The organism is Paractinoplanes lichenicola (assembly GCF_016785085.1).
Taxonomy (GTDB): Bacteria; Actinomycetota; Actinomycetes; order Mycobacteriales; family Micromonosporaceae; genus Actinoplanes; species Actinoplanes lichenicola.
In genome coordinates, this window is sequence record NZ_JAENHO010000001.1 from 23,001 (window position 1) to 34,843 (window position 11,843).

At 72.2% G+C, this 11,843-nt stretch carries 12 protein-coding genes; 9 read left to right on the forward strand and 3 right to left on the reverse strand.

Going from position 1 to position 11,843, the window contains the following annotated elements; genetic code table 11:
* Positions 1-13 precede the first annotated feature (13 nt).
* Together JKJ07_RS00110 and JKJ07_RS00115 are read right to left on the reverse strand one after the other, a co-directional pair.
* On the reverse strand, positions 14-853 hold the full coding sequence (locus tag JKJ07_RS00110; RefSeq protein WP_202989068.1) for a DUF4097 family beta strand repeat-containing protein: 840 nt from the start codon (positions 851-853) through the stop codon (positions 14-16).
* Positions 854-929: 76 nt separating this feature from the next.
* Positions 930-1,442: a hypothetical protein gene (locus JKJ07_RS00115; protein WP_202989069.1), complete on the reverse strand. Its 513-nt coding sequence runs from the start codon at positions 1,440-1,442 to the stop codon at positions 930-932.
* 105 nt (positions 1,443-1,547) lie between these two features.
* Here JKJ07_RS00115 and JKJ07_RS00120 point away from each other — a divergent pair, with 105 nt between their 5' ends.
* Genes JKJ07_RS00120 through JKJ07_RS00160 form a run of 9 tightly spaced genes read left to right on the forward strand, consistent with a single transcriptional unit; the run spans position 1,548 to position 10,688 of the window.
* Positions 1,548-1,793, forward strand: a complete 246-nt coding sequence (locus JKJ07_RS00120) for a hypothetical protein (protein ID WP_202989070.1) — start codon at positions 1,548-1,550, stop codon at positions 1,791-1,793.
* Entirely contained in the window at positions 1,793-2,572 is a 780-nt protein-coding gene (locus tag JKJ07_RS00125; RefSeq protein ID WP_202989071.1) for a vWA domain-containing protein, read from the forward strand. The genes JKJ07_RS00120 and JKJ07_RS00125 overlap by 1 nt, the downstream gene beginning before the upstream one ends.
* Positions 2,572-3,354: a protein phosphatase 2C domain-containing protein gene (locus JKJ07_RS00130; RefSeq protein WP_202989072.1), complete on the forward strand. Its 783-nt coding sequence runs from the start codon at positions 2,572-2,574 to the stop codon at positions 3,352-3,354. Before JKJ07_RS00125 ends, JKJ07_RS00130 begins: the two co-directional genes overlap by 1 nt.
* Positions 3,351-4,238, forward strand: coding sequence for a protein kinase domain-containing protein (locus JKJ07_RS00135; RefSeq protein WP_202989073.1), 888 nt, complete (start codon positions 3,351-3,353; stop codon positions 4,236-4,238). The genes JKJ07_RS00130 and JKJ07_RS00135 overlap by 4 nt, the downstream gene beginning before the upstream one ends.
* A complete protein-coding gene (locus tag JKJ07_RS00140) occupies positions 4,235-4,867 on the forward strand; it encodes a 4Fe-4S single cluster domain-containing protein (RefSeq protein ID WP_202989074.1) in 633 nt (210 codons plus the stop codon). Before JKJ07_RS00135 ends, JKJ07_RS00140 begins: the two co-directional genes overlap by 4 nt.
* Positions 4,857-6,098, forward strand: coding sequence for a coiled-coil domain-containing protein (locus JKJ07_RS00145; protein WP_202989075.1), 1,242 nt, complete (start codon positions 4,857-4,859; stop codon positions 6,096-6,098). Before JKJ07_RS00140 ends, JKJ07_RS00145 begins: the two co-directional genes overlap by 11 nt.
* Positions 6,095-7,996: an AAA family ATPase gene (locus tag JKJ07_RS00150; RefSeq protein WP_202989076.1), complete on the forward strand. Its 1,902-nt coding sequence runs from the start codon at positions 6,095-6,097 to the stop codon at positions 7,994-7,996. Before JKJ07_RS00145 ends, JKJ07_RS00150 begins: the two co-directional genes overlap by 4 nt.
* Positions 7,997-8,018: 22 nt before the next feature.
* Positions 8,019-9,806: an Hsp70 family protein gene (locus JKJ07_RS00155; RefSeq protein ID WP_202989077.1), complete on the forward strand. Its 1,788-nt coding sequence runs from the start codon at positions 8,019-8,021 to the stop codon at positions 9,804-9,806.
* Between the two features lie 39 nt (positions 9,807-9,845).
* Positions 9,846-10,688: a hypothetical protein gene (locus tag JKJ07_RS00160; protein ID WP_202989078.1), complete on the forward strand. Its 843-nt coding sequence runs from the start codon at positions 9,846-9,848 to the stop codon at positions 10,686-10,688.
* 535 nt (positions 10,689-11,223) lie between these two features.
* On the opposite strand, the gene JKJ07_RS00165 is transcribed toward JKJ07_RS00160, so the two are convergent.
* Complete coding sequence (locus JKJ07_RS00165) at positions 11,224-11,835, reverse strand: DUF7019 family protein (protein ID WP_202989079.1); 612 nt, start codon at positions 11,833-11,835, stop codon at positions 11,224-11,226.
* Positions 11,836-11,843 lie beyond the last annotated feature (8 nt).

Sequence of the window (11,843 nt, forward strand, 5' to 3'; positions counted from 1 at the left end):
GGATGCTCCGTTCTCAGGAGTGGTGGATGACGATGTCCCCGTACGAGGTGCGGCCGCGCACCTCGACGGTCTGGCCGGCCTCGTCGGGGGCGACGGCGTTCTCCATCTGGTTGCGCACGTGCCCGTACGAGGTGTTGACCTCGAGCCAGGCCGCGGTGCCGGGGGCGATGCCGATGTCGAGGCCGCCCATGGCCGTGCCGAGGACGACCGACCCCCGTACGGCCTCGCCCAGGCGGATGTCGCCCGCGGAGGTCTTGGCGTCGACGCCCGCGCCGGCCCGCCCGATGTCGATGCGGCCGTTGGCGTTGCGCACCCGCACGTCACCGGTGACCGCGTCGATGCTCGTCTCGCCGTTGGAGTTCTTGGCCACGACCGTCCCGTCGACCCGGCCCAGCTGAATCGTCCCGGTGCCGGTGGAGACGTCGGCGTCCCCGGCGACGGTGCCCGCCGTGATGTGGCCGACGCCGGTGTGCAGGCGCAGCGGCCCGGTGTGGTCGAGCGAGACGTCGCCGGTGGTCTTGAGCCGGCACTCGCCGAGCCGACCGGCGGTGCGGATGCCGCCCATCTGGAAGTGCGCCGACAGCGACGAGCCGGTGGGCAGTTCGACGGTCACGTCGACCGAGCGGGTCTTCTTGCTGAAGTCGAACATCCGCTTGGGGCCGGTGATCCGCAGCTGGCCGTTGCTCAGGTCGACCTTGATCTGCTGGGCGGCCTCGACGTCGGACTGGTCGTTCTCGTCGCTCGGCCGGACCTCGACGACGGTGTCGGTGCGGTCGGTGGCGGTGACCCGCAGGCTGCCGACGTTGAACTCGGCGGTGACGGCGATCGGTTCCGGGGTGTCGAAAACAGGCATGGTGGTCCCCACTTCATGGGTCGGTGAGTCGTCCCCGCAGGTCAGGGACGCGGAAGGAAAACGGAGGGAGAGGGGGTCAGCGCACCCAGCCGGTGAAGCCCTGCGCGGAGCGCTTCACGGCGGCGCGGGTGTCGGGACGCTGATCGGGGCGCTGCAGGCCGGTGGCGGCGGCCCGGACGAGCCAGGCGTTGACCGAGCGGCCCTCCTTGGCCGCGGCCTCCTCGATGGCGATCTTGAGCTGCTCGGGCATGCGGACGTTGATGCGGGCGGCCGGGCCGTCCTCGGCGAAGGGCAGGTCGTCGGCGGGGGTGGCGTTGTCGCCGGCGGCCGGCGCCGGGGCCTCGGCCGGCGGCGCGGTCACCACGAACTCGGGGTCGCGGCCGCGCAGCCGCAGCTCGACCGAGCCGGGCGCCAGGTCGCGGGTGATCTCGTCGGCGGCGGCCGACAGCGCATCCAACAGGGTCATCCGAATGGCCGACTCGAGCGAGCCGGTCAGGCGCTCGACCAGCGCACGCGACTCCTCTCCACCGGCTTCGGCCAGCGTCGCGAACTCGCGTCCGAGGTTGCTCACATACGAGGTCAGGTCCATGGCACCACTATGGCACACGCGTGGCACCACGTGCAATCGATGTGGCACACAAGTGGCACCACCTGGCACCGCGTGGCACCACGGCGCTGTCCGTCAGGTATCGGCGTGGAGATCTGCGAGTGGGTGCGGCAGGTCGTCGGCCGATCGCGGGCCGAGCCGGAGCCGGTCACGGGCAAGGTGCACGCCGTCCTGGTGCCGGCCGGGCTGGTCGAGGTCGGCGGCGTGGTCGAGCCGGCGGTCTGGGCCGGGCCGGGCGATCCACCGGGCCGCGGCGGTCGCGTGTCCGTCACCTATGACTCAGAGGGCGGCGCGTGGACGGCCGCGCCCCTCGACCGGGAGGACGCGCGCTGATGACCGACGGCATCGGATTCGGCTTCGAGCCTGACGACGACCTGGACGACTTCGAGCCCAACGAGGAGAGCCACCGCCGCCGGCTGGTTCTGCTGCTGTTCGACCTGTCCGGCTCGATGGGGGTCACCCGCAACGCCGTACGGCCGGTGGACTCGCTCAACACGCACATCGAGCGGTGGCTGCCCCAGGTGCACGAGCGCGGCGCCGACGAGCTGCGCAACGTCGAGTTCGCGGTGCTCACCTTCGGCAGCAAGACGGTCCGCCTGCACGCCCCGGGCGGCCGGGTCGAGTTCGGCGAGGACGGCGCGGCCACGACGGGCCAGGTGCCGCAGGACGGCGGGTTCATGCCCGCGGCCAAGCTGCGGATCGACCGGTTCACCGCGGGCGGCACCACCCCGATGGTGTCGGCCCTGCGGGTCGCGCTGCGCCTCGGCGACGAGCGGGCCGCCGCGCTGGGCGCCGCTGGGGTGACCACCGGACCCGTACGGCTGATTCTGTTCACCGACGGCAGCCCCAACGACAAGAACCTGCCCCGCGACGCCTGGCACGAGGTCGCGGCCGACCTCGCCGAGAGGCGCGAGAAACGCCGTACGCACCTGCTGGCCTTCGGCGTGCCGGAGAGCGACGACCGGGTGCTGCGGGCGCTGGCCGGCGATCGGGGCTACTTCCCGCTGTCCGGGTTCGACTTCGGCAAGCTCCTCGAGCTGATCACGATCGCTTCCTCGGCCCACGACCCGTACGACGGCCTGCGCTCGCTGTTCGAGGACGAGCAGGCCTGATGGGACAGCGCTGGCGGGTGACCGGGGCGGCCGTCCCCGGGCTGCAGCACGTCCGGGCGACGACCGACTGCCAGGACGCGTTCGCCGTCCGCGCCGGCGACGACCGCCTGGTGATCGCGGTCGCGGACGGCGGCAGCAGCGCCGCGCTGGCCGCGGTCGGGGCGCACGCGGCGGCCGCCCTCGCGGCCGAGACGGCGTGGACCCGGCTCGACCCCACCCCGCCGGACGGCCCCGCCTGGGCGGCCTGGCTCGACGGCGTGCTCAGCACCGTGCTCGGCGCGTTCGCCGGGCTGGCCCGCGACGCCTCGACCGCGATCCTCGGCCGGCCCGACCCGGCCGCGCTGGGCACCACGCTCACGCTGGTCGTGCTGGCCGAGCCGTGGGTGGCCGCGCTCGCGGTCGGCGACGGCTTCGCGGTGGCCCGGCGCGGCGGCCACCTCGACCTGCTGCTGGCGCCGGACGAGCCGCACCCGCCCGACCCGGGCGCCGACCTCGGCCGCACGGTCTTCGTCACCAGCGGCAACGCGCACGGCCGAGCTCGTACGCTGGTCGCCCGGCTGCCCGGCCTGGACGGCCTGGCGGTCAGCACGGACGGTTTGAGCGAGGTCGGCCTGACGTACGCCGGCTCGGTCGCCCAGCGCCCGCATCCGCCGTTCTTCGACCCGGTCTTCGCCAAGGCCACCGGCGACGACGAGACCCTGCTCGTCCGGCTGCTCGCCTCGGAACGGATCAGCCGGCTCACCGGCGACGACAAGACCCTGGTCGTGGCGGTGGCGCAGTGAGACGGTTCGTGCTGGAGAGCGACGGCCGCCGCCGTACGGTGTCGCTCGGCGCCCGGGTCGGGACGGTCGGCGCGCAGGGCGACGTGTGGCGGATCGTCGACGCCCCCGGCCACGTCGCCAAGATCCTCCGGTCGTCGCACCGGGACCGCCTCGACGAACGCCTCGACGCCCTGGCCGCCCTGCGCCCGACGGACCCCGACCGGGTCGCGTGGCCGGTGGCCCGGGTGCTCAGCCCCGGCGACGAGGCGCTGGTCGGGCTGGCGATGCCGTATCTGTCGCCGGCCACCCATCGCCCGTTGACCGATGTGCTGCGCGGCCCCCGCAAGGGACCGGACCGCACGTTCGCCACGGCCGCGGCCGACCTGGCAGGCACGCTGGCCCGGCTGCACCGGGCCGGGGTGGTCGTCGGCGACCTGGCCCCGGCCAACGTCCTCACCACCCGGCAGGCCCGGCTCACGCTGATCGACGCCGACGGCTGGCAGCTGCCGGGCCGGCCCGGACGGCCGCCGCTGCCGTGCCCGTTCTCGCGTGACGAGTACAAGGCGCCGGAGCTGCTGGGCCGCCCGCCCGGGGTGGCCCGCACGGATTTCAGCGACCGGTGGGCGCTGGCCGTGATCGTGGCCGAGCTGCTGGTCGGGCTGCACCCGTTCGCCGGGGTCGCGCCGGACGCCCCGCCCCCGTACGACGAGGTCGCCAACGTCGAGGCGGGACGGTGCTGGCTGCTCGGTCATCCGATGACGCTGCCCGACGCCGGCCCGCCGCCGAAGCCTCCCGCCTCCGTCCAGCGGCTGTTCGAGGCCTGTTTCGGGCCCGGCCGCACCGATCCACGCCACCGGCCGACCGCATCGGCCTGGGCGTACGCACTCAGCGAGGCCGCCGCATGAACCTCTCCGTCAGCCGCATCGCCGACCGCACCGAGGTGCTCGGACCCGGCATCCGGGCCGCGCTGTGGGTGCGCGGCTGCCCCCTCAACTGCACCGGCTGCATCTCCGCCGAGGACATCCCGTTCGAGGGCGGCACGCCGTGGTCCGTCGACGACCTGGCGGCCCGCTTCCTGAGCCTGCCCGACGAGGTCACCGGGATCACCTTCTCCGGCGGGGAGCCGATGGCCCAGGCCGCCGGGCTGGCCGCCCTGACCGACCGCATTCGCGCCGTACGGGACTGGTCGGTCATGGCGTACTCCGGGTTCACGCTGACCCACCTGCGCCGGCACGGCAGCGACGACCAGCGGGCGCTGCTGTCCCGGCTCGACGTGCTCGTCGACGGCCCGTACGTGCGGGCGCAGCACGCCCCGCTGCGCTGGCGCGGCTCCCGCAACCAGGGGCTGCACTACCTGACCGACCGGCACCGGCCCGACGAGCGTGACGACTTCGCCGGGCTCGAGTTCGCCGTCGACGACGGCCGGATCAGCTGGATCGGCGTGCCGCCGGTCGCCGGTTTCCGCTCGAACTTCGAGAACGCCATGCGGACGCAGGGCGTCAACTTCTCCGTGGAGGGACCAGATGTCTCGTAGCCCGAAATACACGAGCGCCCAGCTGGCCGAGGCCCAGGAGGCCGAGATCCGCCGGCGGCAGCAGGAGCGCGAGCGGATCCGCGCCCAGCAGGAGCACGAGGCCCGGATGCGGCGGCTGGCCGCGATGCGCGACGACCTGGCCGGCCGGGCCGACGCGCTGACCGACCGGGCCCGGCGGCTGAGCGCCGACGCGGCCGACACCGGGTTCGCGGCCCGCCTCGACGAGGTGACCCGCGAGCTGGCCGCCGTCCGCGAGGCCGCCACCCGGGCGACCGACGAGTCGCTCGGGGCCCAGGTGGCGCAGCGGGTGGCCGCCGCCGAGGCCGCCCTGCAGCAGGTCACCGCGAAGGTCAACGACGTGCTGGCCCGCCGCCGCCGCGATCAGGCGCTGGTCCTCGTGCGGGCCGGCCTGGCCACCGAGCCCGACCGGCACGAGCTCGACCCGGCCGACCGGGGCCGGGTCGACGCGCTGCTCGAGCAGACCACGGCGGCGGCGGGCGACGAGGCGGCCTTCGACCGGCTCTATCCGGAGCTGGCCCGCGCGGTCGACGAGCACCTGACCCGGGCCCGGGCCCGCCGGATCGAGCTGGCCGAGATGCGCGCGGCCGCGACCGTGGCCACCGGCACCCTGCGGCGGCTGCTCGACGAGATCACCAAGGCCGAGGCGGCCGCCGATGTGGACGGTTTCACCGCGGCCGAGGACGTTTTGCGGCGGCTGCGGGCGGCGGCGGACGCGGGCGACGTGCCGTCCGCGCGGGGGCTGACCGCGGACGCCGAGCGGGCCGCGGCGCAGGTCACCGCGACCTTCGACCGCTGGCAGGTCGAGCAGGACCGCACCACCGAGATCTTCAAGGCCATGCAGAAGGCGCTGCCGGAGGCCGGGCTCCAGGTCGACAACGGATCGCTGGAGTTCGTGGGCTCGGGAACCCGGTTCACCGCGCACGACGCCGGCCGTCACCCCGTACGGATCGCGGTGACCCACAACGAGGAGGGCGCGCGGATCACCTATCACGCCGACGGGCACGACTTCACCGTCGAGCACACCGCGGAGGGCGACGTGGCGGTCTGCGACCTCACCTCGGCGATGCTGGAGCGGTTCCACGCCGAGCTGGCCAAGAACGACGTCGAGACCGGCGAGCTGATGTGGCAGGACAAGGACCCCCTGCGGGTCAACCAGACCAGCAAGCAGCTGCCCGGGGGGCGCCACGAGGACCGGCGGGACGGCCGATGAGCAGCAACCAGCGGATCGGCCGCTCGGCGGGGTGGGTGCGGCGGTTCTTCGCCGACGCCGTCCGCGGGCGGCACATCATCCTGCACGGCAACGTGCACGACTCGGTGCTGTGGAACAACCGGTTCGTGCCGTTGCGCGAGGCGCTGCCCGAGATGCTGACCTCGCTGCGCTACCGCCTGATCGGCTCGTACGACCAGGTGGACGGGCTCACGTTCGCCTCGCCGGACGGCGCCGAGCGGCTGCACACGCTGCTCGGCGGGGGCACCCCACCGGCGCCGCCCGGCGACCCGGCGGAACCGGCCGGCGAGGGACCCGCGGAGGCCGCGCGCAGCCGCCGCGAGGCGATGCGGGCCAGCATGGCCGCCGGGGCGGCGACCCCGGTCACGTACGCGACCCCCGAGCAGGCGCTGGCCGCGATCCGGGGCGCGCTGGCCCAGGACCGGGAGCCGGCCGCGTTCCTGGTCGACTTCGCCGAGCTGCTGCTGACCGACGCCGAGCACGCCGACCGGCCCAACCGCGACCTGCTGGTGCTGGTCAAGAAGGCGATGCTGGAGGCGGCCGAGGTGGAGAACGGGCTGGCCCGCAACCAGCTCGTGCTGATCACCCCGGAGCTGTCGGCGGTGCCGTCCTGGCTCTACCGCAACGAGCCGTTCGTGGTGCCGCTCGAGGTGTCCCGGCCGACGTTCCGCGAACGCCAGGTCTTCCTGTCCCGCGACGCCGACAGCTTCTTCCGCACCGCCCCGGCCGCCACCTCCGACCAGGTCAACCAGTCCGTACGGACGTTGGCCAACCTGACCGAGGGCATGAGCATCACCGACCTCGGCGGGCTGCGCCGCACCAGCGTCCTGGAGCGGGTCCCGCTGACCGAGCCACGCGAACTGGTCAACCGGACGCTGTTCGGGGCGCGCGAGGATCCGTGGGCGCGGCTGTCCGGGCGTACGGCCGACGGCGCCGAGCGGCTGGGCCGGCGGGTGATCGGCCAGGACGCCGCCGTGCGGCAGGTGAGCCGGGCGCTGACGACCGCGACGAGCGGGCTCGGCTTCGTCGCCGACCCGTTCAGCCTGGAGGCCAGGCCCAAGGGCATCTTCCTGTTCACGGGCCCGACCGGCACCGGCAAGACCGAGCTGGCCAAGGCGCTGTCCGAGCTGATCTTCTCCGACGAGAGCGCGATGATCCGGTTCGACATGTCCACGTTCGCCGAGAAGCATTCGGCCGAGCGGCTCACCGGCGCCCCGCCCGGCTTCGTCGGCCACGAGAACGGCGGCGAGCTGACCAACGCGGTCAACGCCCGGCCGTTCAGCGTGCTGCTGTTCGACGAGATCGAGAAGGCCGACTCGCGGGTGCTGGACAAGTTCCTGCAGATCTTCGAGGACGGCCGGCTGACCGACGGGCTCGGGCAGACCACGTACTTCTCCCAGACCCTGATCATCCTGACCTCGAACATCGGCGCCCAGCAGGTCGCCGGCTGGCTCAAACCGGGTCAGGAGCTGCCCACGTACGAGCAGGTCAGCGAGCACTTCCAGAACGCCGTACGGGACCACTTCAACAACGTGCTGCACCGCCCCGAACTGCTGGGCCGCATCGGCAACGGCATCGTCCCGTTCGACGTGCTCCGGCCCCAGCACGTCGACGCGATCGCCACCAAGTTCCTCGGCCAGCTGGTCGCCTCGGCCGACCGGGTCGGCACCACCGTGAACATCGACACCGACTCGGTGCTCGAACTGATCCGCACCGAGATGGCCGACCCCCGCTCGTTGCAACTGGGCGGCCGCATGATCCGGCCCGCCCTCGACCGGGTGGTGCTGGAACCCCTGGCGGAGGCGATCGACCGCAAGGGGCGCGACCACATCTTCGAGGTCTTCGTGGAGCCGGGCGCCCGCATCGCCACGGTCTCCTGACCAACCCAGAAAGGACCCCCCGATGGAATCGACATGGCCAGTGGTCGCGGCGATCGACTTCGGCACCCACGGCACCGGGTACGCCTGGTGCGAGGTCACGGAAGCCAACCGGGACACGAGCCAGCGCCGGCTGGTCCTCCGGGAGCGGTGGCCCGGCTCGGGCATGCGTTACCCGAAGAACCTGACCGCGCTGCTCCTCGACGCGGAGGGTGAGGTCACCGAATACGGACACCTCGCCCGGCAGCGCTGGCTCGATCTGTCGCAGGACCGCGCACACGATCAGTACACCTACGTCAGTGGCTTCAAGATGGCCCTCAAACCCGACTCGTATCAGGGGATGAGCCCGCCCGGCATCGGTGCCCGCACGATCGACTCGCCCCGCGACGCCTACCCGCTCGTGGTCGCCTACCTGCGTTACATGTACGGCATCGCGATGGACGAGATCGGCCGCAGCGGTTACCTCGACGATCAGGTGCGCTGGTGCATCACGATCCCGGCGATCTGGGACGAGCAGGAGAAGCAGCTGATGCGGGACGCGGCCGAGGAGGCCGGCCTGCCCAAGGATCCGGACCGGTTGCTGCTCGCGATCGAGCCCGAGGTGGCCGCGCTGCACTGCCTGATTCATCTGACCCGGGTGCTGGGCACGCAGAACGACGTCGACATCACGGCCGACAACCAGCGGTTCACCGTGGTGGACTGCGGTGGCGGCACGGTCGACATCACTTCGTATCGGGTGAACCGGTCGGGCGCCGACAACCGGCCCCGGCTGGCCCAGATCGCCCGGGCCGCCGGCGGCAAACTCGGCTCGGAGTACATCAACCAGGCGTTCGTCGAAGAGGTGCTGGGCGAACGGTTCGGCGGCCCCGAGGTCATGGCCCGGATCCAGCAGGAGTGCCCGCACGCGCTGGCCGCGATGGTCGACGCGTGGGAGTCCTTCAAAGTGACCGCCGAGGCCGAAATCGGGCCGGACGGCGAGCCGGTGTTCCAGCGCCCGGTCTTCCTGCCCATCCCGGGTGAGATCAACGAGCTGCTCAGCGAGGAGGTGAAGGAGCGGCTGGCCGGGCTCCCGGGCGGCGCGCACCGGCTCGCCGTGCAGCCCGACGAGTGCCGCCGACTGTTCGACTCGGTCGTGATCAGCATCATCGAGCTGGTCGAGGAGCAGATCCAGGAAGTGCGGGAGAAGGACGGCCCGGCCGGCGGATCGGAGCGATTGCTGCTCGTCGGCGGGCTGTCCGCGGCGTCCTACCTGCAACTGCGGCTGCAGAACCACTTCGGCGCGAACGCGACGCTGATGGTGCCGACCGATCCTGCCGGGGCCGTGCTGCTCGGCGCCGCCCACTACGGCTACGACCCGTCGATGATCCGGTCGCGGCTGGCCCGCTACACCTACGGCTGCGACTCGGCGATGGCGTTCCGGCCCAACGTCGACCCGCAGACCAAGCGGTGGCTCGACCACAACGGCAAGGCGTGGTGCACCGGCCGCTATCAGATCTTCATCCGCAACGGGGATTCGGCCGAGCTGGACGACATGGTCAACCACTCCTTCTCGCCGCTGGACCCGGAGCAGACCTCCCTCAGCTTCACCTTCTACCGCACGGTGCCGCGGGATCCGGTCTACGTCGACGAGACGGCCGCCGAATCGATCGGCAACCTCACGGTGCAGCTCGGCGACGCGATGAGCCTGCCGCTCGAACAACGCAGCGTCCGGGTCATGTTCCGGTTCGGCAACACCGAGATCGAGGTGGAGGCCGTCAACGAGCACACCGGCGAACAGATGACCTGCACCCTGCGGTTCGACACGGCCTACTGACACTTCTCGCGAACGGACTCCACAGAGATGGAAGCAGACATGGGCATTCTTGAATATCTCGGCCTTGCCGGCAAGGCCGCCGAGAAGGAGATCAAAGAGCTCCGGGACGAGGTCAAACGGCTGCGCACCGATCTCGACCACGCGGCCAAGGACTACTACGGTTTCCGGCAGGTGGTCAGCGACGTGCTGACCAACCCCGCGGCCCCGGACGCGGTGCGTCAGCAGACCGCGCTGGAGCAGATGCTGGTCCGCCACGACCTGCGCATCAGCAAGCTCAGCCAGGAGATGACCCGGCAGCGCAACGACCTGGTGTCCGCCGACCACCTGCAGCACCAGGAGATCTTGCCGCGGCTCAAGCAATTCATCCAGCAGGACCTGGTGTTCGCGGTCTCCGGGCTGGCCAAGACTGAGCACCACCGCGCCTTGATCATGCAGAACCTGTCACGGCTGCTGTTCGATCGCGCCTATGACCTCCAGCCGTCCGAAGAATTGCTGGCGGACCTGCAACAGCACCACATCACGATCGCGCCGGCCGAGTTCAGCCGGCTCCGCGACGCGGCCACCGACCTCAAGGACCGGGCGAACGCGACCGGGCACGGTCACGCATGGACGCTCGACTGTGTCGAGGGCGCGGCGATCGACGACAGCAGTCAACAGCTCTGGGACGGAGCGGACCGGGACCAGGCGGTGTCGGTGGTGGTCGCACCCGGCTACCGCGTCGGCGACAAAATCTATGCCAAGCAGTGGGTCTTCACCCAGCCGCTGCCCGAGAAGACCCCCGGACGCCACTCCGACGGACCCGTCGCGCCCGCACGCGCCGGGAAGACGCCGTCGCCGCGCGCCAGAGATGAGGAGACGGCCGGCCACCAGGCGCCCGAATGAGCCCGAAGGGGCTACTGGGCCGCCTGCGGCAACGTCGTCTCGACCACCGGGCCGCGGCGCGATCGCCTCGGACACGGCGGCCGTGCTGCTGGAGCACGGCGAGCGCGCCGGCACAGACGCCTCGGCCGACGCGCTCGCGGCGCTGGAACAGGGGCGCACCCTGCTGCTGGACGGTCCGCGACTTCTACGCGGGCCGACCGGCCGAGGACCCGGCGCGGGAGCTGCACCGGGCCGTGCTGCGCGCCCGGAAGCGTGACCCGGGGCATCCGACCGCCTGGGCCCAGTTCGTGCACGTCGGACCCTGATGGGGCCGCGGGGTTTGAGTGGGGGTGGGACGGGCATCCCGTGCGGTGACGACACGATCAGCAAGGAAGTGATGAACGATGTCTGGCGCGGCACCTGCGCGCAACCGTACGCGAGTTCGTGAGCTGCAGTCCGGCACCGCCTGGTACGGCGTGAACCGCCGCCGTGTGCCGCCCGGCCTCGACAATCGCGGCAAGCACCGATGGGACGAGCTCGAGAACGAGCCCCCAGATCAATCCACCAGCGCCACGTAGAGCGGGGAGCCCAGCAGCACCCGCTCGCCTTCCGGGCCCGGCTCGTCCATCAGGCGCTTGGCGATGAACTCCATGTTTTGCTCCGGGCCGCGCAGGGCGTCGGTCGCCGCGCGGACGGCCTCGGGGGCGTCGGCGCCGTCGACCCGGGTGATGCCCTCCAGCAGCGACGGCAGCATCGACCGGCCGACCGGCAGCACCTGCTGGTCGGGGCCGGGCGGGGCGCCGAAGACGTGGGCCCGGGAGCCGCCCAGGCCCAGGATCGTCTTGCCCGCGCGGCCGCCGAAATAGATCATCGGGAAGCCGTCGGCTCCGACGGTCGGGCCCCAGCGCAGCGGGAGCAGGCCCCAGAAGAACTGGCCCGGCTCGTCGATCGTGCCCAGGTCACCGAAGTCGGTAAGGTGCCGCACGACCCGCTCGAGCCGCGCCGTGCGTTCCGCCCCGGCCAGGGTCTCGCCGGCCCGCTTGGCCGTGAGGAATTGCAACCCCAGCCCGACCTCCGACGTGTGCTTGCGCAGGGCGCCGGGCTCGATCTGCTGCAGCAGCATCTCCACTTTGGCATCGCTGATGTAGACGAAATACCGGAACGACATCCATCCCC

Coding starts and splice junctions, on each gene's coding strand:
- JKJ07_RS00110 (WP_202989068.1), bottom strand. CDS start 853: ATGCCTGTTTTCGACACCCCGGAACCGATCGCCGTCACCGCCGAGTTC.
- JKJ07_RS00115 (WP_202989069.1), bottom strand. CDS start 1,442: ATGGACCTGACCTCGTATGTGAGCAACCTCGGACGCGAGTTCGCGACG.
- JKJ07_RS00125 (WP_202989071.1), top strand. CDS start 1,793: ATGACCGACGGCATCGGATTCGGCTTCGAGCCTGACGACGACCTGGAC.
- JKJ07_RS00130 (WP_202989072.1), top strand. CDS start 2,572: ATGGGACAGCGCTGGCGGGTGACCGGGGCGGCCGTCCCCGGGCTGCAG.
- JKJ07_RS00140 (WP_202989074.1), top strand. CDS start 4,235: ATGAACCTCTCCGTCAGCCGCATCGCCGACCGCACCGAGGTGCTCGGA.
- JKJ07_RS00145 (WP_202989075.1), top strand. CDS start 4,857: ATGTCTCGTAGCCCGAAATACACGAGCGCCCAGCTGGCCGAGGCCCAG.
- JKJ07_RS00150 (WP_202989076.1), top strand. CDS start 6,095: ATGAGCAGCAACCAGCGGATCGGCCGCTCGGCGGGGTGGGTGCGGCGG.
- JKJ07_RS00155 (WP_202989077.1), top strand. CDS start 8,019: ATGGAATCGACATGGCCAGTGGTCGCGGCGATCGACTTCGGCACCCAC.
- JKJ07_RS00160 (WP_202989078.1), top strand. CDS start 9,846: ATGGGCATTCTTGAATATCTCGGCCTTGCCGGCAAGGCCGCCGAGAAG.
- JKJ07_RS00165 (WP_202989079.1), bottom strand. CDS start 11,835: ATGTCGTTCCGGTATTTCGTCTACATCAGCGATGCCAAAGTGGAGATG.